This is a genomic window from Mesorhizobium sp. USDA 4413, assembly GCF_056280365.1.
Window position 1 is genome coordinate 5918773 of record NZ_JBVPRP010000001.1, and the last position, 25132, is coordinate 5943904.

18 protein-coding genes are annotated in these 25132 nt (G+C 62.5%); 12 read left to right on the forward strand and 6 right to left on the reverse strand.

What is annotated here, in order from left to right:
- Nucleotides 1–287: 287 nt before the first annotated feature.
- The 4 genes from ACVMIM_RS28740 to ACVMIM_RS28755 are packed head-to-tail and all read left to right on the forward strand — an operon-like array spanning nt 288 to nt 5845.
- Nucleotides 288–1736 (forward strand): TolC family outer membrane protein, encoded by a 1449-nt coding sequence (locus ACVMIM_RS28740; protein WP_476116052.1) that lies wholly within the window; start codon nt 288–290, stop codon nt 1734–1736.
- Between the two features lie 40 nt (nt 1737–1776).
- Nucleotides 1777–3909 carry a type I secretion system permease/ATPase gene (locus ACVMIM_RS28745; RefSeq protein WP_476116054.1) on the forward strand — a complete coding sequence of 711 codons (2133 nt, stop codon included), beginning with the start codon at nt 1777–1779 and terminating at the stop codon, nt 3907–3909.
- A gap of 15 nt (nt 3910–3924) precedes the next feature.
- Nucleotides 3925–5214: an HlyD family type I secretion periplasmic adaptor subunit gene (locus ACVMIM_RS28750; protein WP_278047717.1), complete on the forward strand. Its 1290-nt coding sequence runs from the start codon at nt 3925–3927 to the stop codon at nt 5212–5214.
- Nucleotides 5204–5845, forward strand: coding sequence for a ribbon-helix-helix domain-containing protein (locus tag ACVMIM_RS28755; protein WP_041003200.1), 642 nt, complete (start codon nt 5204–5206; stop codon nt 5843–5845). The genes ACVMIM_RS28750 and ACVMIM_RS28755 overlap by 11 nt, the downstream gene beginning before the upstream one ends.
- Before the next feature lie 360 nt (nt 5846–6205).
- Here the strand turns inward: ACVMIM_RS28755 and ACVMIM_RS28760 are convergent, their stop codons facing one another.
- Entirely contained in the window at nt 6206–7135 is a 930-nt protein-coding gene (locus ACVMIM_RS28760; protein ID WP_476116056.1) for a transglutaminase-like cysteine peptidase, read from the reverse strand.
- A 350-nt stretch (nt 7136–7485) separates the two neighbouring features.
- On the opposite strand from ACVMIM_RS28760, the gene ACVMIM_RS28765 reads away from it, so the two are divergent.
- The 4 genes from ACVMIM_RS28765 (at nt 7486) to ACVMIM_RS28780 (ending at nt 17052) form a co-directional block, all read left to right on the forward strand.
- Nucleotides 7486–8946, forward strand: a complete 1461-nt coding sequence (locus ACVMIM_RS28765) for a hypothetical protein (protein WP_476116058.1) — start codon at nt 7486–7488, stop codon at nt 8944–8946.
- Nucleotides 8855–15232, forward strand: a complete 6378-nt coding sequence (locus ACVMIM_RS28770; RefSeq protein ID WP_476117406.1) for a DUF5801 repeats-in-toxin domain-containing protein — start codon at nt 8855–8857, stop codon at nt 15230–15232. Before ACVMIM_RS28765 ends, ACVMIM_RS28770 begins: the two co-directional genes overlap by 92 nt.
- A gap of 74 nt (nt 15233–15306) precedes the next feature.
- On the forward strand, nt 15307–15675 hold the full coding sequence (locus ACVMIM_RS28775) for a hypothetical protein (RefSeq protein WP_476116060.1): 369 nt from the start codon (nt 15307–15309) through the stop codon (nt 15673–15675).
- A gap of 33 nt (nt 15676–15708) precedes the next feature.
- The gene (locus ACVMIM_RS28780) at nt 15709–17052 is read left to right on the forward strand and encodes an ABC transporter substrate-binding protein (protein WP_476116062.1); all 1344 of its coding nucleotides are present in this window, start codon (nt 15709–15711) and stop codon (nt 17050–17052) included.
- Nucleotides 17053–17063: 11 nt separating this feature from the next.
- On the opposite strand, the gene ACVMIM_RS28785 is transcribed toward ACVMIM_RS28780, so the two are convergent.
- The 5 genes from ACVMIM_RS28785 to ACVMIM_RS28805 form a co-directional block, all read right to left on the reverse strand.
- Entirely contained in the window at nt 17064–17609 is a 546-nt protein-coding gene (locus tag ACVMIM_RS28785; RefSeq protein ID WP_476116063.1) for a prepilin peptidase, read from the reverse strand.
- On the reverse strand, nt 17606–18151 hold the full coding sequence (locus ACVMIM_RS28790) for a tetratricopeptide repeat protein (protein ID WP_476116065.1): 546 nt from the start codon (nt 18149–18151) through the stop codon (nt 17606–17608). Before ACVMIM_RS28790 ends, ACVMIM_RS28785 begins: the two co-directional genes overlap by 4 nt.
- Before the next feature lie 52 nt (nt 18152–18203).
- Nucleotides 18204–19019 (reverse strand): type II secretion system F family protein, encoded by an 816-nt coding sequence (locus ACVMIM_RS28795; protein ID WP_476116067.1) that lies wholly within the window; start codon nt 19017–19019, stop codon nt 18204–18206.
- Between the two features lie 150 nt (nt 19020–19169).
- The gene (locus ACVMIM_RS28800) at nt 19170–20141 is read right to left on the reverse strand and encodes a type II secretion system F family protein (protein ID WP_476116069.1); all 972 of its coding nucleotides are present in this window, start codon (nt 20139–20141) and stop codon (nt 19170–19172) included.
- Nucleotides 20141–21526 carry a CpaF family protein gene (locus ACVMIM_RS28805; RefSeq protein ID WP_476116071.1) on the reverse strand — a complete coding sequence of 462 codons (1386 nt, stop codon included), beginning with the start codon at nt 21524–21526 and terminating at the stop codon, nt 20141–20143. Before ACVMIM_RS28805 ends, ACVMIM_RS28800 begins: the two co-directional genes overlap by 1 nt.
- A 482-nt stretch (nt 21527–22008) precedes the next feature.
- Between ACVMIM_RS28805 and ACVMIM_RS28810 the strand changes: the two genes are divergently transcribed.
- The 4 genes from ACVMIM_RS28810 to ACVMIM_RS28825 all read left to right on the forward strand — a co-directional run bounded on the left by ACVMIM_RS28810 (nt 22009) and on the right by ACVMIM_RS28825 (nt 25126).
- Nucleotides 22009–22227, forward strand: a complete 219-nt coding sequence (locus ACVMIM_RS28810; RefSeq protein WP_476116073.1) for a Flp family type IVb pilin — start codon at nt 22009–22011, stop codon at nt 22225–22227.
- A gap of 96 nt (nt 22228–22323) precedes the next feature.
- The gene (cpaB, locus tag ACVMIM_RS28815) at nt 22324–23346 is read left to right on the forward strand and encodes a Flp pilus assembly protein CpaB (RefSeq protein ID WP_476116075.1); all 1023 of its coding nucleotides are present in this window, start codon (nt 22324–22326) and stop codon (nt 23344–23346) included.
- Between the two features lie 51 nt (nt 23347–23397).
- Complete coding sequence (locus ACVMIM_RS28820) at nt 23398–24843, forward strand: type II and III secretion system protein family protein (protein WP_476116077.1); 1446 nt, start codon at nt 23398–23400, stop codon at nt 24841–24843.
- Complete coding sequence (locus tag ACVMIM_RS28825) at nt 24830–25126, forward strand: hypothetical protein (RefSeq protein ID WP_476116078.1); 297 nt, start codon at nt 24830–24832, stop codon at nt 25124–25126. The genes ACVMIM_RS28820 and ACVMIM_RS28825 overlap by 14 nt, the downstream gene beginning before the upstream one ends.
- The last annotated feature ends 6 nt before the right edge of the window (nt 25127–25132 follow it).

Here is a 25132-nt window from a genome sequence, read left to right on the forward strand (position 1 = left end):
GCTTGTGCGTGGCGGGGTGCACGATTCCCCGTTTCTTTCAGGCCATTAACCATTGCAGCTCGCTTCAAATGGTAAAAGTCCCGACGGGCACCCCCCGTTTCTGTGCCATTTTTGCTACAGGCTTCGGCCCTAATGCCCGGAATCGCACTTTTAACGGGTATCTAATCCATTATATGCTCACAACCTCGAAAAATCTGATAGATACTGGTCGAAAGCTCCGGTGGCAGGCTTGGGCAAATAAGCGCCAATAAAAAAGACAATGGCGCGGGGATAGTCACGGGGTAGAAATGACCAGGACGGGTAAAGTGACCGTCGGCTGGAGCTTTGCGCTCGCCGTCACGGTGTCAATGCTGGCTTGCGGAAGCGCCAGCGCACTCACACTCAAAGAAGCCGTTGCCGTCGCAGTGGAATCCAATCCGGAGATTGGACAGGCGATCGAAAACCGCGAAGCAATCGAATTCGAGTTGCGCCAGGCGAAAGGCCTTTATCTTCCCAGCGTCGATCTGGAAGCGTCGACCGGCGTGCGCCGCCTGGACAATGATACGAGGCGCGCGCTCGACGAGGATCACAAAGCCCTCTATCCGAACGAGGCCGACCTCACCGTCTCGCAGACGCTTTATGACAGCGGCGCCCGGCGAGCGGAACTGAACCGCCAGGCCTCGCGGGTCGACGGAGCCTCCTTCCGGGTTCTGGAACGGTCCGAATTCATCGGGCTCGCGGTGGTCCAGGACTATCTTGAATACATGCTGCAGGCTTCGATCGTGGCCGAGGCCAAGAAGAACCTGGGCTTCCATCAGTCGATCCTCGGCGACATCAAGCAAGGCATTGCGGGCGGCGCGCTCAACGAGGCCGACCGGCAGCAGGCCGAGGAACGCCTCTTTGCCGCCAAGGCGCGGATGCAGGAAGCGACCGAAGAACTCGAGGCGGCCAAGATCCGCTTCTTCAAGAATGTAGGCAAGCCGCTGACCAACCCATCGCGGCCGGCAGACGTCTCGGCCGCCCTGCCGCGGTCGCTGGACGATGCGATCGGGCTCGCCAGGCAGAACAATCCGCGCGTCCATATGGCCAACAGCGATATCGACGCCGCCGCCTCGCTCGTCGATGCGGCGCGGGCCAAATACGGCCCGACGATCACCGCCGAAGGCGTTGCCCGGGGCGGTTACGACATCGATGGCGACAACGGCGATGCGAGCGACCTGCAGGCCCGGGTGGTGCTGCGCTGGAACCTCTATCGCGGCGGCATCGACAAGGCCAACGAACAGGAACAGATCCGCCGCACCAGCGAGCAGCGTCTTGCGATGCACCAGGTGCTACGCGAGATCGAGGAAGCCGTCCGCACGTCGTGGGACCGCCGCTTTCGCCAGGCGGATCTCGCAAAGACACTGCGGCAACAGGCAGCCACCAATGAAAAGCTCGTCGCTTCCTATCGCGAGCAGTTCAAGGTCGGACAGCGCTCGTTGCTCGATGTGCTCGATGCCCAGAACACGCGTTTCAACACCGCGACATTGGCCGACACATCGTCCTACGCGTCGCTGTTTGCGGAATACAGGCTGCTGGCCGCGACCGGGGAATTGCTGAAGACGCTCAACATCCAGCCGCCGAAGCAGGCCACGGCTTATGCACAGACCGAGTTCGGCGTGCCGCCGACGGCCGATACCGAAACCTACGCGCGCACGCCGTCGGAGCAGAAGAACGATCTGCCGTTCGACATCCTCGCGCCGGTCAGGAAAAAGTAGCCGATGTAAGCATCGATCATTCAGTCCTTCGGGGCGGATCGTGAACCAGCAACCGAACATCCTGTCGCCGAAGGAGGCTTTCAAAGCCTGCTTCTGCGCCGTTGCGGCCTATCTCGGCCGGCCGAGCGCGGAAACCGTGCTGTTCGCCGGCGTGCCGATTTCGGAGACGCGCATCGAGCCGGAGGAAATCCGCCATCTGGCCGAGCGCATCGGCCTGGAGGTCCAGGATTTCAACCATCGCGACTTCTTGCGCGGCCGCTTCGACCTTCCGGCGATCGTCTTCCGCGTCAGCCAATTGCCGATCGCTCTCCTGGCGGAAATGGAGGGCGGACAATATCTGACTGCGCCTCAGGAAAACGGCCGCACCACGATCGACAGGGCGGAACTCGCCGAAAGCTATATCAGCGGCGGCACGTCCTTTTCGATCACCTATGCCAATCAGGCCGAGGAGATGACGGTCGGCACGGCCGCGCGGATCGAAAGGCGCCACTGGCTGACCGGCACGATGGGGGCGTTCTGGCGCACCTACTCCAAGGTGGTGCTGTCGGCCGTCTTCATCAATCTGCTGGCGATCGCCTCGCCGATCTTCACCATGAACGTCTACGACCGCATCCTGCCGAACAAGGCGATCTCGACGCTTTGGGTGCTGGCGCTCGGCATCGGCGTGGCGATCCTGTTCGACCTGCTGCTCAAGACGGCCCGGGCATCGCTGATCGACTATGCCGGCCGCAAGGCTGACCTGCGGATTTCCTATCTGCTGTTCGAGAAAGTGCTGAATTCCTCGCTTTCGGCGCGGCCGGGGTCGACCGGCGAATATGCGAACCGCGTCACGCAATATGAGTTCGTGCGCGAGTTCTTCACCTCGAACACGATCAGCGTCTTCATCGACACGATCTTCGTCTTCGTCTTCCTGGCTGTGATCTACGCCATCGGCGGCTGGCTGGTGATCATACCGGCGCTGGCCTTCGTCATCTCCGTCTTTGTCGGACTGATCACGCAGCGGCGGATCGGCAAACGGGTCGCTGCCTCGATGAACGAGGCATCGCAACGCCAGGCCCTGCTGGTCGAATCCATTTCGACGCTGGAGACGATCAAGTCGCTGCGCGCGGAAGCTTATCTGCTGCGCAAATGGGGCGAGCATTCGAAGAACGCGGCCAACACCTCGGAGAAGATCAAGGAGCTCTCGGCGGCGGCCGGCAATATCACCGGGGCCATCCAGCAATTCGTCACCGTCGCCCTGGTTGTGGCCGGCGCCTATGCGTTCTCGGAAGGCCAGGTCTCGACCGGCGCCATCATCGGCACCGTTATGCTTGCCGGCCGCGCCGTGGCGCCGCTCGGCCAGATCGCCATCACGCTTGCCCGCTTCCGGCAGGCGATGCTGTCGCTCAGGATCATCAACACGATCATGTCGCAGCCGGAGGACCGGCCCGATACCGTGGGTTTCGTCAACCGGCCGATCCGCAGCGGCTCGTTCGTCTTCAAGAATGTCGGTTTCGCCTATCCGGGCACGGAAAACGAGGTCCTGAGCGGGCTCAACATCGCGGTCCGGCCCGGCGAGCGGGTCGGCATCATCGGCCGCATCGGCTCCGGCAAGACCACGATGGGCCGGCTGATCGGCCGGCTCTTCCTGCCGACGTCGGGAGAGCTGCTCATCGACGGCATCGACATCCGCCAATACCACCCCTCGGAGGTCCGCGCCGCCGTCGGCATCGTCGCGCAGGCCGGCGACCTGTTTTCGGGAACCATCAAGGAGAATCTCCTGATGGCGGCGCCCGAAGCGACCGACGAAGAGATCATCGATGCCGCCAAAGCCGCCGGCGTCGACGACTTCGTCTCGCGCCATCCGCGCGGCTACGACATGAATGTCGGCGAGCGGGGCACCAATCTGTCGGGCGGGCAAAGGCAAGCGGTGGCAATCGCGCGCCTGCTTCTGACCAAACCCAAGATCGTCTTCCTGGACGAGCCGTCGGGTTCGATGGACCTCGCTTCGGAACGGCAGTTGATCAAGCAGCTCAAGGTGGCGTTCGACCGCAACACGACGCTGATCGTGTCGACCCATCGCTACAGCATGCTGGAGCTTGCCGACCGCCTCATCGTCATCGATCAGGGCCGCGTCGTCGCCGACGGGCCGAAGGAACAAGTCATCCAGGCGCTGCAGAAGGCAAATGCCTGACCGGAACGCATAGACATGCTTGCAAGGGAAGATCGGCCACCCCTATTCGCCTCGGCCTCCGTCTACATCATCGGAGCGCTGTTCGTGTGCTTCACGGCCTGGGCATCCTTTGCCGAGGTCGACGAGATCGCGCGCGGCGAAGGCAAGGTCATACCGGCTTCGAAGACGCAGATCATCCAGGCCAGTGAAGCCGGCGTGGTGCAGGAGATCGCGGTCCAGATCGGCCAGATCGTCAAGAAGAACGACCTCATCATCCGTCTCGACAATTCGGGGAACACGTCGAGCCTCGGCGAGGAACAGGCCAAGGCGCGCGCGCTGCAGGCGCGCATCGCGCGGCTGCAGTTCGAGCAGAGCGGCAATGTCGAAGGGTCGTTCCCCTGCCCCGCGGAAATCCAGAAGGTCGCGCCGGAAATCTGCGACAACGAGCAAAAGCTGCTCGTCGCGCGCCGCGACAATTTCGAGGTCAAGCTGTCGGTTCTCAAATCGCGCCTCGACCAGCGCGAGAAGGAGCTGGACGAGGCCACCGCCAATGCCGACCGCCTGTCCAAGAGCCTGGCCGTCAGCGACCAGGAGACCGCGCTGGTCGAATCCATGGTCAAGAAGGGCCTGATGGCCAAGACCGAGCAGATCCGCGTCGAGCGGGAGCAGACGGACCTGCACGGCCAGCTCAACCTTGCCGGCGAGACCATCAAGAAGAGCAAGGCCGCGATCACCGAGGCGCAGCTTCAGGTGAACGAATTGGGCCTGCAATTGCAGCAGGAGGCATTGAGCGACCTGACGCAGGCGCTTGCCGATCTTTCCGTGGTCGACGAAACCATCCGCGGCGCCACCGACAAGGTGGCTCGCACCGACATCCGCTCGCCGGTCGACGGCATCGTAAATACGCTCGACGTCAACACGCTCGGCGCCTTCGTGCAACCGGGCGCGGTGGTGGCCGGCATCGTGCCGACCTCCGAGACGCTGCTGGTGGAGGCACGGGTTTCGCCGCGCGACGTTGCCTTCATCCAGCCGGACCAGGAGGCGCTCATCAAGGTCACGGCCTATGATTTCTCGATCTTCGGCGGCATCGAGGGCAAGGTCTCCAACATCACCGCCGATAGCCTCGTCGACCAGAAGACGGGCGAGCCTTACTACCAGGTGCGGGTCGCCACCGAGAAGTCGACGCTGACCAGGAACGGCAAGACCTATTCGATCATCCCCGGCATGATCTGCTCGGTCGACATCAAGACCGGCCGCAAGACGATCCTCAACTATCTTTTGAAGCCCATCAACAAGGCGCGTCAGGAGGCAATGAGTGAGCGATAGCGCCATCCGTCCGGACACTTCGCGCGAGCGGCTGCTGCCGGCGCTCGCGGCCGAGGATTTCGGCCCGGAATTCCGCGTCGTGGCGCGCGGCGGCGTGCGTCGCGGCATCCGGCTCGAGCGCGCCTTCTGGGTGTCGCTGAAGCAGATGGCCGAAAGCCGCAAATGCACGATCGGCATGCTGGTCGAGGAGATCGCCGAACATCATCCCGACCAGGGCAACCTCACCTCGGCGATACGGGTCGCCTGCATGCGCGGCCTTGCCGAAGAGAGCATGGAATTACGCAAGCTTGCTTCGATCCGCACGATCAACGCGATCCTGGTCGCCTGCCCGTCGCCCGCTTTTGCGCTGTCGTCCTCCAAGAAGATCCTGGCCTTCAACACGCCGTTCCAGCAACTGGTCAGGCGCCAACTGCCGAGCGCGCCGGGCGAGGATGGTCGGCAGGATCTGAAGCTGGCGCTCGACCTCAACGTTCCTGATATTTTCGCCCGGCTCGACGCCAATGGCGAAACACCCGTCACCAGCGGTTTCGTCATCGGCGCCGGCGAGCGCCGCTATCGCGGCCAGCTCAGCGCCGTGCGCGCGCCCGTCGCCGAACCGGAACTTTTGATGGCCTTCGTCTTCAACGGGTAGTTCCTCAATACAGAAGTATTGACTGGTGGGTTAGTGTGCGTTGGCAGATCCCCGGCCTTGGCGATTGGCCGAGACGCCTATCGCGATCGTCGTCCACGGGCGGAGCAAGGAGCGAAGCGACGCACGCAGACCCGAGGCCCATGCCGTGACTTGGGAGCGCCGCAGCGGTCCAGAATTCCGCATCGTTGCACACTTCGGTCCAGGTAACGGCATGGATTCCAGGGTCTGCGCGCGTCGCTTCGCTCCTTGCTCCGCCCTGGAATGACGAGGTTCGGGAGCCTTCAGCTCACCGCCAGCGTTTGCGCTTGCGCGACACCAGGCAGACGGCAGTTTCCGCCGGAAACGTTTAGCCGCTTCGGGCTACTGCCTGAGATCGGAAGCCGCTGACTGTTCCGGCGCGCCTTCGCCCGGGGCGACCGTCGCGAAACCGCCGGCGATGTCGGCGATCTGCGTGCCGGACTTCGATCCGTGGATCCAGGCGCGATCGGTGCTGAAGGAATAGAGCGGAACATAGTCGGGCAGATCGCTGTCGCGCATGACGGCGTTGCCGAGGCTGTCGAGGATGAAGGCGCCGCTTCCCGTGCTCACCGACAGCACGGCATGGAAGAACTTGCGTCGGCGGTCCTGGAGCACCACCAGCGACATGCTCTGCGCCGGGACGCCGGCCCTGAGCAGCGCCGCCATCTTGAGTATGGCGAAATCCTCGCAATCGCCGGCGCGATGCTCGAGGATTTCCGAGGGCTTCGCCCAGTAGTCGAGCTTGCCGTAGATGGTCATATCCGACTTGTAGGCGATCAGGCGGTTGATGCTGCTGTTGACGAAGGACAGCTTCTCGCGAAAACCCTTGTCGCCGGCAATCTTGATGATCTCGGCGAAAGTCGGGCTCTCGTGGTCGCAGGGGCTGCCGGCGGTGCAATCGACGATGGCCTTGTAGACGGGAGCCCAGCGCGCCGCGACAGGAAAGTTGCGCATCGACAAAGCGACGGAGCCGAAGACACCGGGAATGATCGCGGCGGTCTGGATCGGGTCGATGCCGGGATCGGCCGTGGCGGTCGAGTGCGCTTCAACCCGATAAGGTAGCGTCGGCGCATAGCCCACCGACACGCCGGCGATCCGGTAGGCGGCGGCCGGCTGCCAGGGCTGCGGCCGAGCCAGCGAAACGCCGCCGAGGCTCGCCGGCGCAGGCACCTGTTGCAGGGCCGGATCCGCGCCCGAATTCACGCCGGCTGATGATGGATTCGCCGGAACGGCAAGGCCGATCGCCAGCAAGAGAACCTTGATCCCCGTCATCCCCGGGGCTGCTTTTTGTATTTTCATAACGCCCACCTTTGACTGTGGACGCTACCGATCTTGTCTCAAATTATCGGAAAGGAAGGTGGGTAAATTTCTGCGAATCACTCTATTCTATTTTCTATCAAATTTTATTTAAATTTATACTTTCATTTACCGAACCGGCGCGGCGCGCCGAACCCGATCCAGCATTCCTTAAGATCATGCATATCCGGATATATCAACGCGATTTACCAAGTGTAAAAAATGCGATTCTCTACATATTCGAGTATATGAAATAGATTGAAGGTCTGTTGCAAAGTCCGGGCCTGCCATGTCTCTTTCCGGGAAATGCCGGAGGGGCTTTAGCTATGACGACCAATATCGAATTCGACGCCGTTTCAAATTCCTGGGACGAGCATACCAGCGCCGCTGAAAATCAAATCTCGACGGGTGTCCAGATCGCGCAGGCGACCACCGGCCAGGCGGCGAGCGAGCCCGTGCCGGTCGATGTCGGCAGCGGCGCGCCGGCGCAGGGCGCCGCCAATGCGCCGGCCGCCAATGCTCCGGCTTCCAATGCCGCCCAAGGAAACGCACCGGCAGGAAACGCGCCGGCGGCGAATGCCGCGGCTACGAACGTTCCGCATGAGTATCACGCCGAAGCCGGCAATGTCGTGAAGCTCCCGGCCAATGTCTCGATCGACAACATCAAGGTCGACGGACACAATCTGGTGCTGGTGCAGCCCGACGGATCTGAGATCGTCATCAAGGACGGCGCGCTGAACGTGCCGACCTTCATCCTGGGCGACGTCGAGGTGCCGCGCGTGGCCCTGATCGCCGCGCTCGAGGCCAGCCATGTCGATGTCGCCTTCGGCGCCGACGGCTCGATCTCGGCCGGCGGCAACGGCTCGCCGAGCAGCGCGGGCGGAAATTTCGAACAGCCTGCCGGCGGCATCGGCGACGGCTTCGGCCTCACCGCCCTGCTGCCGCCGACGGACCTGGCGTTCGGCCAACCCGAGCATCGCGACCTGTTCCCGGGTCTCGTGCGCGAGAATTCCACGCCGACGATCCTCGACCTGACGCCTTCGGTCGACGGCGGCGACACCACTGTCGATGAGAAGGGCCTGGAGACCGCCGGCGCAACGGGGTCCGGCGAAGCTGGCACCAGTGCCGCTGTCGACAACGACCCGTCAGAGCACAACACCGGCACCTTCACCATCAATTCGCCCGACGGCATCGGCTCGGTGGACATCAACGGCCAGGTGATCTCGGCAGCCGCGCTCACCAACAGCGGGACGACGCCGATCGAGATCACGACGCCGCTCGGCAACACGCTGACCATCAACGGCTACGATCCGGCAACCGGCCAGGTGAGCTACACTTATACGCTGCTGCATAGCGAGCCTCACCCCGGCGCAGGCACCGATTCCATCTTCGACAACATAACGGTGACCGTCACCGACTCGGACGGCGACGTCTCGCTTCCCGGCACGCTCTCGGTCCGGATCGTCGACGACGTGCCGACGGCGAACGCCGACACCGATGCCGTGGCCGCGGGCTCACATGCGCCGATCGACGGCAATGTCATTACCGCGCGCCGGCAGCGACGGCAACGCCGCGGGCGCCGACGTCAAGGGCGCCGACGGCGCCAGTGTGACGTCGGCCTACGGCAAGGACGGTGCCGGCTCGGCGCAGACGGTGACGGACGCAGGCGTCTCGATCGCCGGCCAGTACGGCACCCTGCTGCTGCACTCGGACGGCAGCTACACTTACACGCGCGCGGCAAACACGCCGGGCGGCGTGGAGGACGTGTTCCACTACACGCTGACTGATGCCGATGGCGATCAGTCGAGCACCACGCTGACGATCAATATCGGCAACGAGCCACCTAAGCTCGGCGACATCCCGGCCGCAGGCGCTGATGGCGCGGTCGTCAACGAGGCAGGCCTGGCGAGCGGTACGCTCCATGACGGTTCGAACGCGACGAGCGGCACGATCGGCTTTACCTCGCAGGATGGGGTGAACTCCGTTTCGCTGGGCGGCCACGCGCTGTCGAGCGATTCGGGCAATCCGACGACGTTCACGGACCCGACTACGGGCGGCACGGTGAGCGCGTGGTACGAGTACAACAGCGCCACCGGAGCGGGCACGATCCATTATAGCTACGAACTGACGACCGACTATCACAGCACCACGGGCGGCGACGGCACCAACACGGAAGCCACACCCAGCTTCGAAATCGTCGTGACCGATCAGGATGGCCAGCCCGCTTCCGGCAACCTGGTGATCAATGTCATCGACGACGTGCCGGCGGCGAAGGCCGACACTGACGCCGCCCAGTCCGGCGAGACGGTGACGGGCAATGTCGAGACCGGCACCAGCACCCATGGCACCGGCGCGGCCGACACGGCGGGCGCCGACGGCATCGCGTCGATCACCTGGACGGGTGCGGTAACGAACAACGGCGTGACGACTGTGACGGGCGCGCATGGCGTGCTGACGGTCTATACCAATGGCGATTACAGCTATCAGGCCACCCCGAATACGCCCACCGGCACCGACGTCTTCAACTACACGATCACCGACGGTGACGGCGACACCTCGCCGGCGACGCTGACGATCGAGGTGACCGGCAGCCAGCCGCGTGTGGTGGCGGAGGTTGCGGCGGTCAACGAAGCAGGCATCGACACGACGCCGCCGGCCGGCGACCTCGGCCCAGGGACGGTGGACGGCTCGCATGCGGGCGACGGCTCGGAGACCACGACGGGCACGCTGACCTTCTCGGACCCCGACGGAGCAACCGTGACCGGTGTTCAGGCCGGTGATATCGGCGGTGACGTGAGCGGCAATGTCGGCACGAACATCAATGGCACATACGGCATCCTGCACCTCAACGCGGACGGCACCTATACCTATACGCTGACCAAGCCGGAAGCGAATGTGCCGGCCGGCAATGACGGCCCCAATGTGCAGCCCGGGCAGGACGTGTTCACGTTCACGGTGACCGATAGCTTTGGCAATACATCCACGTCGACCATCAAGATCAACATCACGGACGATGTGCCGACGATCTCGGGCGCGGTGGTCGGCAGCTCGGTGACGCTCGACGAGACCAGCAACGGTCCGACGACGGACGGCGTGCTGAACCCGGCGATCATGACGGCCACGAGCGCTGCGGCGATCGTGACGCTGACCTCGAACTACGGCGCCGACGGCGCCGGCACGACGGCTTATGCGCTGTCGGTGACGAACGCGGCCTCGGGCCTGGCGACGGCGCAGGGCGATCATGCCATCACGCTGGTCCAGGTCGGCGCCACGGTGCAGGGCCAGTATACCGATGCCGGCGGCACGCACACCGCCTTCACGGTGTCGATCGCCTCCGACGGCAAGCTGACGGTGGTGCAGAACGTCGCGCTCGAACACCTGGTCGACGGCTCGACGGCCGCCGCCTACAACGACGCGCTCAACCTTGCCGGCAAGATCGCCGTGACGGCGACGGTGACGGACGCCGACGGCGACACCGCCAGCACCGGCGCCATCGACATCGGCGGCGCCGTCACCTTCCTCGATGACGGCCCCTCGATCACCAACGCGGTGGTCGGCAGCTCGGTGACGCTCGACGAGACCAGCAACGGTCCGACGGCGGACGGCGTGCTGAACCCGGCGATCATGACGGCCACGAGCGCTGCGGCGATCGTGACGCTGACCTCGAACTACGGCGCCGACGGCGCCGGCACGACGGCTTACGCGCTGTCGGTGACCAACGCGGCCTCCGGCCTTGCGACGGCACAGGGCGACCATGCCATCACGCTGGTCCAGGTCGGCGCCACGGTGCAGGGCCAGTATACCGATGCCGGCGGCACGCACACCGCCTTCACCGTGTCGATCGCCTCCGACGGCAAGCTGACGGTGGTGCAGAACGTCGCGCTCGAACACCTGGTCGACGGCTCGACGGCCGCCGCCTACAACGACGCGCTCAACCTTGCCGGCAAGATCGCCGTGACGGCGACGGTGACGGACGCCGACGGCGACACCGCCAGCACCGGCGCCATCGACATCGGCGGCGCCGTCACCTTCCTCGATGACGGCCCCTCGATCACCAACGCGGTGGTCGGCAGCTCGGTGACGCTCGACGAGACCAGCAACGGTCCGACGGCGGACGGCGTGCTGAACCCGGCGATCATGACGGCCACGAGCGCTGCGGCGATCGTGACGCTGACCTCGAACTACGGCGCCGACGGCGCCGGCACGACGGCTTACGCGCTGTCGGTGACCAACGCGGCCTCCGGCCTTGCGACGGCACAGGGCGACCATGCCATCACGCTGGTCCAGGTCGGCGCCACGGTGCAGGGCCAGTATACCGATGCCGGCGGCACGCACACCGCCTTCACCGTGTCGATCGCCTCCGACGGCAAGCTGACGGTGGTGCAGAACGTCGCGCTCGAACACCTGGTCGACGGCTCGACGGCCGCCGCCTACAACGACGCGCTCAACCTTGCCGGCAAGATCGCCGTGACGGCGACGGTGACGGACGCCGACGGCGACACCGCCAGCACCGGCGCCATCGACATCGGCGGCGCCGTCACCTTCCTCGATGACGGCCCCTCGATCACCAACGCGGTGGTCGGCAGCTCGGTGACGCTCGACGAGACCAGCAACGGTCCGACGGCGGACGGCGTGCTGAACCCGGCGATCATGACGGCCACGAGCGCTGCGGCGATCGTGACGCTGACCTCGAACTACGGCGCCGACGGCGCCGGCACGACGGCTTACGCGCTGTCGGTGACCAACGCGGCCTCCGGCCTTGCGACGGCACAGGGCGACCATGCCATCACGCTGGTCCAGGTCGGCGCCACGGTGCAGGGCCAGTATACCGATGCCGGCGGCACGCACACCGCCTTCACCGTGTCGATCGCCTCCGACGGCAAGCTGACGGTGGTGCAGAACGTCGCGCTCGAACACCTGGTCGACGGCTCGACGGCCGCCGCCTACAACGACGCGCTCAACCTTGCCGGCAAGATCGCCGTGACGGCGACGGTGACGGACGCCGACGGCGACACCGCCAGCACCGGCGCCATCGACATCGGCGGCGCCGTCACCTTCCTCGATGACGGCCCCTCGATCACCAACGCGGTGGTCGGCAGCTCGGTGACGCTCGACGAGACCAGCAACGGTCCGACGGCGGACGGCGTGCTGAACCCGGCGATCATGACGGCCACGAGCGCTGCGGCGATCGTGACGCTGACCTCGAACTACGGCGCCGACGGCGCCGGCACGACGGCTTACGCGCTGTCGGTGACCAACGCGGCCTCCGGCCTTGCGACGGCACAGGGCGACCATGCCATCACGCTGGTCCAGGTCGGCGCCACGGTGCAGGGCCAGTATACCGATGCCGGCGGCACGCACACCGCCTTCACCGTGTCGATCGCCTCCGACGGCAAGCTGACGGTGGTGCAGAACGTCGCGCTCGAACACCTGGTCGACGGCTCGACGGCCGCCGCCTACAACGACGCGCTCAACCTTGCCGGCAAGATCGCCGTGACGGCGACGGTGACGGACGCCGACGGCGACACCGCCAGCACCGGCGCCATCGACATCGGCGGCGCCGTCACCTTCCTCGATGACGGCCCCTCGATCACCAACGCGGTGGTCGGCAGCTCGGTGACGCTCGACGAGACCAGCAACGGTCCGACGGCGGACGGCGTGCTGAACCCGGCGATCATGACGGCCACGAGCGCTGCGGCGATCGTGACGCTGACCTCGAACTACGGCGCCGACGGCGCCGGCACGACGGCTTACGCGCTGTCGGTGACCAACGCGGCCTCCGGCCTTGCGACGGCACAGGGCGACCATGCCATCACGCTGGTCCAGGTCGGCGCCACGGTGCAGGGCCAGTATACCGATGCCGGCGGCACGCACACCGCCTTCACCGTGTCGATCGCCTCCGACGGCAAGCTGACGGTGGTGCAGAACGTCGCGCTCGAACACCTGGTCGACGGCTCGACGGCCGCCGCCTACAACGACGCGCTCAACCTTGCCGGCAAGATCGCCGTGACGGCGACGGTGACGGACGCCGACGGCGACACCGCCAGCACCGGCGCCATCGACATCGGCGGCGCCGTCACCTTCCTCGATGACGGCCCCTCAATGGCCCTGAGCGGGATAGCCGTCTCCCTGACCGTGGACGAAAGCAATCTGGCGGTCAACGATAGCAAGAGCTTCGCCGGCGCTTTCACGTCAAGCTTCGGCGCCGATGGTGCCGGAACAGTGACCTATACGGTGGGCTTCAATGCCGGAGCGACTGGACTGACCGACACGGCGACTGGCCAGGCGGTGGTGCTGAGTCTTGAGGGCGGCCAAGTGGTCGGCCGGGCCGGCCCGGGTGGCGCGATCGTGTTCACGGTCTCGACCGACGCCTCGGGCAATGTCACGCTCGACCAACAGCGCGCCGTGGTGCATCCAAACGCCAGCAATCCGGATGACAACGTGACGCTGTCGGCGGCCAGCCTAGTGACGCTGACGGCTACGGTGACCGACGCCGATGGCGACACGGCTTCACAGACGCTCAACATCGGCAACTCGCTCAACTTCCATGACGACGGCCCAACTCTCGGCTCCTTCACCCCCGGCACGATCCCGAACGAGGTCGGAGCCGTCAGCGGTCTGTTCTCAATTTCGGCAGGTGCCGACGGCCTCGATCACTTCAACATTACTGGGCCCGTGATTGCCGGTATCACCTACACGACGTCACACACGGCGGACGGTACAACCGTCCTCCACGCGATGTCGGGTGCAACCGAGGTCTTCGATCTTACGGTTAGGCCGGATGGCACGTATGAGTTCGACCTCATCACGCCGCAAGCGGCGACGAGCGTGACTCAAACCTTGACGGGCTTGAGCGCGGGTGGTCCGACTCCGTTCCTTGAGACACCTGACGGCCTGGTGGAATTCACCGGCAACGGAAACGGTGTCAATTCTTCCACACAAGGCTTCGGTGTGAGCGACCAGTTCGTCGAAAATGGTGAAAACTTCACCATGGAATTTCACACCTCCGGAACACCCGGAAATGACGCTCCTACGCTCAATCCTCGCTATATCAGCGCTCTCGATTTCACTGCCGGCAACAACAGCTCCGGTTCAGTGCATTGGACGGCGACGAATACCGGGACGGGACAGACGGAAAGTGGCACGGCAACTCTCACGAATGGCCACCTCATCATCGACCCATCAATCGACTTCAACGTGATCTCGATCACTGGCGATCCAGGCTCAAAGCTGCGTCTTGAAAGCGTTGGCATCTCCCAGACGATCCTGCCGAGCGATTCGAACTACCATTTCCAGGTGAGCGCGGTCGATAAGGATGGCGACGTGAGTGCCATCCAAGGGTTGGACATCCATCAGGTGGCTGCGGGTTCGGGCGGCAACTATACTCTGAACGGGTTCGCTGGAACGGTGAACGATGTGATCGCCGGGAGCACGCATACCGACACGATCGCGGGCGGAGCCGGGACCGATATTGCCGACTACACCGGAAGCGTGGCGGCGGTATCCATCCACCTCGCCGATGATGGCCACGCATCCGGCGCGCCGGGAACGTTCAACAACCCCGCGGCCGGCACTATTGGCGGCGGCGACGCGACCGGCGACAGCCTGACTGGCATAGAAGGGCTTATCGGGGGCGCGGGCAACGACTTCTTGTTCGGCAACGCCGGTAACAACTATCTCGCCGGTGGCGCCGGCAACGACACGATCAATGGCGGGGGCGGCAACGACACCCTCGTTGGCGGTCTTGGCCAGGATACGCTGACGGGCGGCAGCGGCGCCGACACGTTCAAGCTCGACCACATCGACATCAAGGATCTCATCACCGACTACAATGGTGGCGAAGGTGATGTGATCGACCTGACATCGTTGTTCAAGACAGGGTCGGAAAACATCGGCGACTATGTGAACTACAACCAGGCGACCGGAACCTTGAGCGTCGACGTCAACGGTGTGACCGGCGGCACCAACTTCGTCGACGTTGCGCAACTGACCAATCTGCCCGCCGCCAACACGATCACGCTGCTCTACGATGACGGTGCGCATACGCACACGACAACGGCGAACGTGGTTTAAGGGCGTGGCGCAAAGCCACGCTTCCATGCTATGCATAAGCAACACATGAATTCGCAATTCGAAGAGGGGCTTACATGAAACATTCCGCAAGATTGCTGGCTTCGGCCACGGCGCTGCTGCTCGCCGGGTCGACGTGCTTCGCCGCCGACATCATCGGCGAGCCGGCGGTGAACTATTGCCGCACCGTCGGCACGTCGGACCTGGTGCTGACCGACAACATGGTCGAGCTCAAGGACCACGTGGTGAAGCTGATGGACGAATCGGTCGCCGTCGCCAACAGCCCGGAATGGATCAACTCGTCGCGTCCCGCTTTCGTCTGGGCCTCGGAAGCCAAGGTCGCCTGCGGCATGGCCTATGGCTACCTCAAGACGAACTACAAGGACGAAGACACGCTCAACAAATGCGAATGCTTCCACGACCGCATGGTCGAGTACATGCACTGAGCTGACGGGCGTGCGCCGCGCCGACCGTTTGCAATGACGACGATGAAAGCCAGGGTGGAGGCGGACGCCTGCGCGACCACGCCGCCGGCTGCCGCGCATGCCGGCGGGATGCTGACAACTGATCTCCGACGCGAGCGGTGGCGAGCCTTGGCCCTGGCCTTTGCCATTGCGGCGGCAGCGTCCGGATGCCAGTCCAAGAGCGGCGCGTCGGACGTGCTCGATCCATCGGCGATCGCGGCACCCGCCGGCCAGGCGGGCGCCGCCTCGGCGCCCGCCCAGCAGGCAAGTGGCCAGACTTTTGGCAGCGCGACTTCGGGCGGCCCGACCTCGGTCGCCGCCGCCAAGGCCCAGCTGACGCTCGGCACGGGGCCGACCAGGGTCGCCATGCTGCTGCCGCTTTCGGCGCCCGGCAGCACGGGCGAGAACGGCCGAAAGATGTATGACGGCGCGCGCCTCGCGATGGCCGATCTCGGCGACAAGCTTCTGACGCTGACGATCGAGGATACGCGCGGCGACAGCGGCTACGCGAAAGACCTCGCGGTGAAGGCGATCACCTCAGGCACGGCGAAGGCGGTCATCGGGCCGTCCGAGCTTGCGGCCGCGCAGCACCTTGCCAAGCTCTCCGGCTCCAAGCGGCCGCCGGTGCTGGCGCTGGCCGACAATTTCGCCGGCGGCCCCGGCGTCTATTCCGTGCGGCTCAGCGAGGCCGATAGCGCGGCGGCGGGCGCGGCGGCAATCGCCGGCAAGGGCGCCAGGAAATTCGTGCTGATGGTGCCGGCGGGCGCCGACTCGAGCGCCATCGAATCCCGGGTGGCCAACGCGCTCAGCATCTATGGCGCCACGCTTGCGGTGACGCTGCCCTATTCGCCGGCCGACGGCGGCGCCAAGGTGGTGTCGGACATGAGCTCGCTGGTCGAGGCGCCCGACGCCGTGGTCGTCGCCTGCGGCGGCGGCAGCCCTGTCGCGGTGCTGGCGGCGCTGAAGGCGAAAGGCATTCCGGGCAAGACGGTGACGCTGATCGGCACCGACCGCTGGCTCGAGCGCCCGATGGATCCGCTCTACGAGGGTGCCTATATCGCGACGCTCGACGAGAGCGAGACCGGGCCGATCGCCGACCGCTTCAAGGCGACCTACAAGTATCAGCCCGACGTCAACGTCGCTTACGCCTACGACATGGTGGCGCTGAGCGCGGGCATAGCGAGCGCGGCCGGCCCCGACGGCTTCAACAAGCAGGTGCTGGAGAACACAACCGGCTTCCGCGGCTCGACCGGCCTGTTTCGCTTCCGCAGCGACGGCTCGAGCCAAAGGTCGATGCCGTTTTTCAGGGTGGAGAAGGGTCGGTTGAAGCTGGTGGAGAAGCAAACGTCGGGTTTTTGAGGGAGCAAAGCTCAGTTGAGCTGCTGCAAAATCCCGGAACTGTTCGCTATCATCACGCTGACATAGATCTGAAAAGCGATTGTGCAAATTGCAGCCGCCGAAATCGGCACCCCGAAGGGAACAACGCCCTTGCGGTCGAGATGCTGCACGTAGTGGCGAAATAGTCCTGCCGGCAACAGAAACGGATTCCTGACCAAAACCACTATCACGCCTGCAAAACCGAGCAGCAACAACGAAAAGGCCGCAAGATTACTACCCCCGATCAGGAACGGTGTGACGGCCATCAGCTTCACATCGCCGGCACCGACCTTTCGCATAGTCCAGAACGGAAAGAGCACGATGAACAGGGTCAAGCCAGCAATGGCGCTCAGCCCCATATCCCACCACGACCCCGCCTGAACCGATAGAAGTTGCAGGGAGCCGAGTCCTAGGCAAAGCAACAGCAGAACGTCACGGTTGGCGATTTTCTGAGTGGAGAAATCGATCCAGGCTACTCTGGCAAGCATTGGAATGGCCAATGCCTTGAGCAGCAGCGAAGCGCCAAGCAGAAGGCTCATGACCGCTCGATGTTGCGCACGCTGGACGACAGCAGCTTCAGATTGTTGGCCACGGTCGGATCGTTTGGCGCCAGTTCATAAGCCTTGAGGAAGTTGCTGCGCGCATCCTGCAGCTTGCCGCGCAGCAGATAGGAATAGCCGACATTGTTGTAATACTCAGGCGTTGCACCAAGCAGCCGGTATGCCTTTGCATACGCCATATCAGAAAGATCAAAGCGCCTTATGCGATCGCAGGAGGCGGCGAGACCGAGCCACGCCACGCCGTCATTCGGGGCAAGCCTGGTCGCTTTATAGAACAGAGCGCCGGCATTGCCGTAGTTTTCGGAGCGGAACTGGGTCTTGGCCTCGGTGATCGCCTGGTCGGAGGCGTAGTAGTCGACATCGCTGATCGTCTTCAGCCCATCGAAGGTATCGCCAAAAGCTGTGTAGTCGCCCTTGGCCGGCTCATTGGTGCGCACGACTCCGCCAGTGTAATCGTTCGTCTGGCAACCTGCCAGGAAGATCAGCAGCAGGCTGGCCGCGACTGCGAGGCGTTTCGTCATTGTGTGTCCCACGAGTCCCCGACTCTGCTTTAGAAGATAATCATATGACGACTTAGAAGAAAATGCCTCTCATGCGAATGACAACCGGCAGCATGATGACCATAAGCACCACCGGGAAAATACAAAGGCCCAAAGGGATCATCATTTTCACCGGCAAAGCGTTGGCACGCTCTTCAGCGTGCAATATCCTTTGGCTGCGCATTTCCGCGCTGTAGACCCGCAAAGCTTCTGTCAAGCTGGTGCCAAGTTCCTCCGATTGCCGGAAAAGCACCGCCAGGGCCTTCGCCTCCTCCAACCCTATGCGGTCTGCCAATTCGCGCAGCGCCTCGCGGAGCGGCTTGCCGGCTCGGAGCTGCAGGTTCATGATCGAGAGCTGGATGCCCAGCCATTTGTGACTGCCTGCCAACTCGTGAGTTACGCGCTCGACCGCTGCTTCCAGACTCATGCCAGCGTCGGCGCAGGTAATCATCATATCCATGAAATCGGGGAACGAACGCCGGTAGATCTGTTTTTGCGCGTTCTCGAAGCGATCGAGCATGATGCTGGGAATAACGATACAGGCAAGGCCGAAAAGGGCCGCGCCAGCGATTGGAATAAAGGTTGGGAGCCTCGGCGGGATCACCCATGAGAGCAACCCATAGACCGCGAGGAACCCTATGCAGACGGCCCCAAGCCGGCTCAATGTATAAATCAGAGGCGCGCTGGCTTGATAGAATCCAGCGCGAAACAGCTTGGCTTCGAGCGCATTTGGTTCATTGCGTTCCTTCTCGAGCGTAGTGAAATAGGCATCGACGGGTTTCTGCGCTGCGAGCCTCGCGCGCTGATCCTGGCCGAGAATCGATCGTGGGTCCACCGCGGGCTCGCCCATTAAGCTTTCTGCAACGAGCCGGCGGGTCTGTATTGCCGGCATGAAAACGAACGCGGCGAAGAGGAAGAGCGCCACTGCTGCCGAGAAAACAGCAAGGGAAACTAAAAAAGTCAGATCATCAGTGTTCGAGAAAAGGTTTATGTCTCCCTCCTAAAAATCAAAGGTAACCATCCGATACATGATGTAGTCGCCAAGCAAAGCCCATACGCCGAAGATGGTGAAAACTGGGAATATTACCGGATTTCCCCAAATCTTTCCGTAGTAAGACGGCGCAATTAGCTGCAAGATCAAAAACATCACAAGTGGAAATAGAGAGATTATCCAAGCTGAGACGCGACCCTCTGCGGAGAGTGCCCGAATTTTCATTCTTAGTTTCTGCCGTTCGCGCAAGACCGACGAGAGACCTGCGAGAACCTCTGTGAGATTGCCGCCCGTTTTTGACTGAATCGAGAGGGAAACCGTTAGTAGATGTAGCCCTTCGAACCCGACCCGCTCAGATAGCTTTCTGACGGCTTGCTCCATGCTCAGCCCGAAAGTGATTTCGTCGGCGACGATGCCGAATTCGGTACCAAGTGGATCCGACATTTCGCGAGCAACCAACCCGATCGCGACCGTGGCAGGGTGTCCCGCGCGCAATGAGCGAACTATCATGTCCAATGCATCAGGCAATTGCCTAGCGAACTTCTGAATTCTCTTGCCACGGGCACGCTTCAAAACAAGAAGCGGCAATACGACACCAACTAAGATGACAATGATGAAGGCTGCGGGCGCGGCAAGGCGCAGGAGAAACCACAGCAGGAGCGCCAGCGCGAAGCCCGCAAGAAGAAAAGAAGCGGCGAATGTGACCGGATTTCCTGTGACGCCCGATTGGGTGTATAGTCTGTTCAACCAAACAAAACCGGAGACGAAGTCTCCCGAGTCTGTTAGCCCTCTTTCACGCAGAAGGGTCTTCAAAGTCTGGTCGGCCGGCGCGTCATCAGCAAGGCGACGGAGCCTATGATTGACCGCCACGAAGCGCGAGCGCCGGCCGGCCAGAGATAAATAGAATGCCTCGCCACCGAGGATGACCGAGGCGGCCGCAAGCACGTAAATAAAATAGAGAAGTGCCTGGCTAGTCAGCATCACAACGCAACCTGCGGGTTGAACACATCCTTGCCAAAGTGGAGACCGAGCGTCGCGGCCTCGGAAGCGAAGCGGGGACGAACCCCCGTCGCTCGAAACTCGCCAATGATCGATCCGTCGGCGGCAACGTCGCGCCTAATGAAATGATATATCTCTTGGAGCTGGACGACGTTGCCTTCCATGCCGGTAATCTCGGAAATCGAAACCACCCGTCGTCCGCCATCGGATAGGCGCTGTGTCTGCACGATGATGTCAATGGCCGACGCGATCTGCGCGCGGATCGATTCATGCGACATGGGCATGCCCGCCATGCCAACCATCTGCTCCAGTCGGGAGATGGCGTCGCGAGGCGTGTTGGCGTGGATGGTTGTCATCGAGCCTTCATGGCCGGTGTTCATGGCCTGCAGCATGTCGAAGGCCTCCTCGCCGCGCACCTCACCGACGATGATACGGTCGGGCCGCATGCGCAGCGCATTCTTCACCAGCTCGCGCTGGCGGATCTCACCCTTGCCCTCGACATTGGGCGGGCGCGTTTCCAGACGTCCGACGTGCGGCTGCTGCAGCTGCAGTTCCGCTGCGTCCTCGATGGTGACCAGACGCTCCTTTGCAGGTATGTAGCTCGACAGCGCGTTGAGCAGCGTTGTCTTGCCGCTGCCGGTGCCGCCCGAGACTAGGATCGACTTACGTGCCTGCACCGCAATTCGCAGCATGTCGATCATCGGCTGGCGGATAGAATTGAACGCCATCAAGCGTTCCAGCGAATAAGGATTTTTCGAGAATTTGCGGATCGACACCAGCGGGCCATCGACTGATATCGGTCGCACGGCGATGTTGACGCGCGATCCGTCGTCGAGACGGGCGTCGACCATAGGCGAGGACTCATCAACGCGACGGCCGATATTAGACACAATCTTGTTGATAATCCGAAGCAGATGCCCCTCGTCGCGGAAGCGAATCGAAGTTTGTTCTATCACGCCGCGACGCTCTATAAAGACACGCTCGTGGGTGTTGATCATGATGTCGGTAATTGAATCGTCCTTGAGCAAAGGCTCGATCGGACCGAGACCCAGCATCTCATCAGCCGTGTCGCTGGTCAGCTGATCCAGCTCGCGAGCATTCAGGGGTACATTGCGGCTGCGCACGAACTCACGCACGATCGGTCGGATCTCGTCCAAGATTTCGTCTTTGGTCGCGCTTTCCAGCGCCGTCAGGTTGAAACGGTCGATGAGATAGCGATGCAGCTCGACCTTGAGGGTCAGAAAATCGTCGCCTTGTGGTTCGCCTTCGGCCGTGGGAGCAGTAGGCGCTCCGTTTGACACAGCAACGGCGACCGCGGCCAGCGGCGTCTTCTGTTCATTCGGCCCTTTGATGAAGCGACCTAGCATGCCGCTTACCCCCTTACATTTCCCAGGGTCGAAACTAAGCGTTAACCACGAGGGGCACAAGCGGCCTGAAGGACACACCAGAGGTATTACTTGCGACATAGTTAAGAAATCGCGATTTGATAAATCGTTTTATTTTTTGCTTGCTTCATAATGGCGGACCAAAGTCCTAAGACGTTTGCCCCCAGCTCCGCTAAGCCCCCTAATATAAAGGAATATGTCATATTCCTAATGTGGCAGCCTCTGGCCGAAGGCATGGCCGAATTGTGAATGAATGGTTAAGATCGCTTGAAAAATTAAGCGAATCAAGCCGTTGTGGAAGCTCAGGATCCTTCAAATCGAGTATTGAAAGGTTAAGGGACTGTTAATCCGTTTGACTCGGCTTTTTCGCGGGACAAGGATTGAACGTGACGGGGGATGCTTGGGTATGGAGTTCATCCTTAGGCTCGTCTCGTCGGGTTCAACCTCCAAAGGGAGAAATTGGCATGAACATGCTCATGGCGATGGCCCGGCAGTTCCGCGACGATGAAAACGGCGCTGCTATGGTCGAATATTCAATTCTGGTCGGCATCATCGCCGCGGCATCGATCCTGGCGATCATCGCGATCGGCCTCTGGGTCACTGGCCGCTTCACAGGCCTGTGCACGGCTATGGACAACTCGGGCATCGGCGCCTGCGACGCAGCCGCTGGCACGGGCAACTGATCGTTCGTTCCAAGCACAGGCCCGAGTCAAGCTCGGGCCTGTGCTTATAATTACTAGGGGATTTAACCGGGCAACCGGCCTTTTTGGGGTGGGCTGATGCGCGCCAATACACTCATTATGATTGTGCTTGCCGGCATATTCGGCGTGCTGGCGGTTGTGCTCGTCAACATTTGGCTGGCTGGTCAGCGCAATGCCTTGGCGCAAGCTAACGGCGTGTCGGCGAGCACCGTTGTGGTCGCGGCAGTGCCCCTGAAATTTGGCGACGCCTTGAGCGCAGATAAATTGCGCGAAATCGCATGGCCGGCAGGAGCTGTGCCGGCAGGGGCGTTCAAGACAGTCAAAGAGGCGATGGCCGGCAACGGTGCGCGCCAGGCGCTGCAATCGATCAGCGCCAATGAACCGGTTCTCGCCACCAAGATTACCGGGCCTGGCCAGCGCGCCACGCTTTCGGCCGTTCTTGACGAGGGCATGAAGGCCGTTTCCATCCGGGTCAATGACGTGCTCGGCGTCGCCGGCTTCGTCTTCCCCGGTGACCGCGTCGATGTCCTGCTGAGCCGTACGGTTCGCGACAACGAAGGCGCCGATAAGAGTTTCGTCGATGTCCTGCTACAAAGCGTCAAGGTGCTTGCCGTAGACCAGGTCGCGGACGCGACCAAAGACAATCCGCAAGTGGTGAAAGCGGTCACAGTAGAAGTAAGCACGAAGGACGCCCAGAAGCTGACACTAGCAGCGGGTGCCGGCCAATTGTCGCTGGCTTTGCGCCAGGCTGCCGGTAGCAAGGGCGAGATCAACGAGAGGGTCACGCTGGCCGACCTGACCGGCGATACACCGGAGGATGTCGCCAAGCGCCAGGCCGAGCTCGACAAGCAGGCCGCCGAGGAAGCAGCGCGCAAGCAGGCCAACGAAAAGATCGACGGATTGGCCAAGGCGGTGGAGCGGGTCGGCAGCCAGATCGACCAGATGAGCAAGGCAAAGCCGGCCACGGTCGTGACCGCCGCACCTCAGCAGCAAGTGAAGGAAGTGATCAAATACGTCCAGCCGGAGCCGCCGAAGCAGGCGACGGTCGGCGTGTTCCGGGGCGTCAAATTGGAAACCTACGAGGTGCCGCGACAAGACTGACGAGGGTCGGCGCGGCGGGCTGTCACAAGCAGCGAATTGGGGAGACGGGGAATGCAGGGGTTTTGGTTCAGGATAGTGGCGGCCGCGCTATCCTTGGTGGGTGTATCGGCGATACTGCATTATCCGGCTGCAGCGGCTGATCGATTTATCGATGTCTCGAGCCCGTCGCTGCACCGCGTGTTCGTACCCGTTTCCCAATCCGCCACGATCCAGGTGAACGCCACCTTGGGCGACATCGTCGTCGGCGACGAGAAGATCGCCGACGCGCAGCCCATGACCGACAAGACGCTCTACATCATCGGCAAGACCGTCGGCACCACCACCGTCAACCTGTTCTCCGAGGACAAGCGCTCGCTTGGGGCGATCCAGATCGAGGTCGGTCAGGATGTCAGCGACATGGCGGGGGCCATTCGCCAGGTGGCGCCGAAGGCGCGTATCGAGATCGGATCCATCAACGGCAAGGTCCGCCTGAGCGGCCACGTGAAGGATGCCGCGACGTTGGCATCCATTGTGGAAGTGACCCAGCAATACGGCCCCGATGCCATTATCAACGCTGTCACGATCGACGACAGTGAGCAGGTCAATCTCTCGGTTCGCATCCTGGAGGCCAAGCGCAATGCGGGCCGCGATCTTGGGGTATCGATCAGGAGCAGGAATAGCCGAGGCACGACTCGAACCGGCACCGGAATCGCTGCTGTCGACAAGGACAACGTGGTGCTTGGCCCCGGTGATCTTTTGACAGGTCTGCTGTCCAACAGCAACCCGTTCGGAGCGCTAATCACCCGTGTCATCGACAGCAACATCAAGGTCGATCTGATTATCGAGGCGCTGGAATCAAAAGGCGTCGTGCGCCTGCTGGCCGAACCTAATCTCACCACGGTTTCCGGCGAGACAGCCAGCTTCAACGCCGGCGGCGAAGTGCCGATCCGCAGCGTGAACAGCCAGGGCGAAATCGAAATCCAGTTCAAGCAGTTCGGCGTTAATCTCAACTTCACGCCGGTCGTGCTCGACGACGGCAAGATCCATATCAAGTTGGCGCCGGAAGTCAGCGACCTAACCGGTTTCACCCCGGCCGGTGATCCGATCTTTACCAATCGGAAGCTGGCAACCGTGGTCGATTTGCGCGACGGTCAGAGCTTTGCCGTTGGCGGCCTGCTCTCGAGCAAAAACACCAGGCTCCAGGACCAGGTGCCGTGGCTGGGCCAAGTGCCGATCATCGGCGCGTTGTTCCACAATTCGAGCACGCAGAAGGAAGAGACGGAACTCGTTGTCATCGTGACGCCGCATCTGGTGCGGCCGGTGAAGCCCGGAGAGCAACTGGCGACACCTTTCGACAAGACGAAGCCCGCCAATGATCCGGAGCTCATGCTGCTCGGCCAGCTCGAGGTCAACAAGGACATGATCCGCATGTACGAGCATGGCGAGGGCATTATCGGGCCCTATGGCCACATGCTGGACGTGAAATCGAAGGACAAGCTGGTCTATGTCAAGAAGTAAGCTCCTGCTCGCTCTTCTCGGCACCAGCCTGCTCGCAGGCTGCGCAGCCGACTATCTGAACAATTACGACACGATGACGTTGGCCTCGGGCGACTCGCAGAAGGCCAATCAGCTGCTGCAGACCGTCGATCCGTACAACCCGGCTTCGAACAACACGAAGATCGAAGGCAATGGCGCCAGGTCGGTTGCCGTGGTGCACAAATACAAATTTCTGCCAGGTGGGTCAGCACCGACTGCGAGCATGGCGGTCGGTCCATCGAGCGAGACGAGCGCAGCGAAGTAACAGAAG

Bases quoted from the DNA above. Each gene is read 5' to 3' on its own strand.
- ACVMIM_RS28740 (WP_476116052.1), top strand. From the start codon at position 288: ATGACCAGGACGGGTAAAGTGACCGTCGGCTGGAGCTTTGCGCTCGCC.
- ACVMIM_RS28750 (WP_278047717.1), top strand. From the start codon at position 3,925: ATGCTTGCAAGGGAAGATCGGCCACCCCTATTCGCCTCGGCCTCCGTC.
- ACVMIM_RS28760 (WP_476116056.1), bottom strand. From the start codon at position 7,135: ATGACGGGGATCAAGGTTCTCTTGCTGGCGATCGGCCTTGCCGTTCCG.
- ACVMIM_RS28765 (WP_476116058.1), top strand. From the start codon at position 7,486: ATGACGACCAATATCGAATTCGACGCCGTTTCAAATTCCTGGGACGAG.
- ACVMIM_RS28775 (WP_476116060.1), top strand. From the start codon at position 15,307: ATGAAACATTCCGCAAGATTGCTGGCTTCGGCCACGGCGCTGCTGCTC.
- ACVMIM_RS28780 (WP_476116062.1), top strand. From the start codon at position 15,709: ATGACGACGATGAAAGCCAGGGTGGAGGCGGACGCCTGCGCGACCACG.
- ACVMIM_RS28785 (WP_476116063.1), bottom strand. From the start codon at position 17,609: ATGAGCCTTCTGCTTGGCGCTTCGCTGCTGCTCAAGGCATTGGCCATT.
- ACVMIM_RS28790 (WP_476116065.1), bottom strand. From the start codon at position 18,151: ATGACGAAACGCCTCGCAGTCGCGGCCAGCCTGCTGCTGATCTTCCTG.
- ACVMIM_RS28795 (WP_476116067.1), bottom strand. From the start codon at position 19,019: ATGGGCGAGCCCGCGGTGGACCCACGATCGATTCTCGGCCAGGATCAG.
- ACVMIM_RS28800 (WP_476116069.1), bottom strand. From the start codon at position 20,141: ATGCTGACTAGCCAGGCACTTCTCTATTTTATTTACGTGCTTGCGGCC.
- ACVMIM_RS28805 (WP_476116071.1), bottom strand. From the start codon at position 21,526: ATGCTAGGTCGCTTCATCAAAGGGCCGAATGAACAGAAGACGCCGCTG.
- ACVMIM_RS28810 (WP_476116073.1), top strand. From the start codon at position 22,009: ATGAACATGCTCATGGCGATGGCCCGGCAGTTCCGCGACGATGAAAAC.
- cpaB (WP_476116075.1), top strand. From the start codon at position 22,324: ATGCGCGCCAATACACTCATTATGATTGTGCTTGCCGGCATATTCGGC.
- ACVMIM_RS28820 (WP_476116077.1), top strand. From the start codon at position 23,398: ATGCAGGGGTTTTGGTTCAGGATAGTGGCGGCCGCGCTATCCTTGGTG.
- ACVMIM_RS28825 (WP_476116078.1), top strand. From the start codon at position 24,830: ATGTCAAGAAGTAAGCTCCTGCTCGCTCTTCTCGGCACCAGCCTGCTC.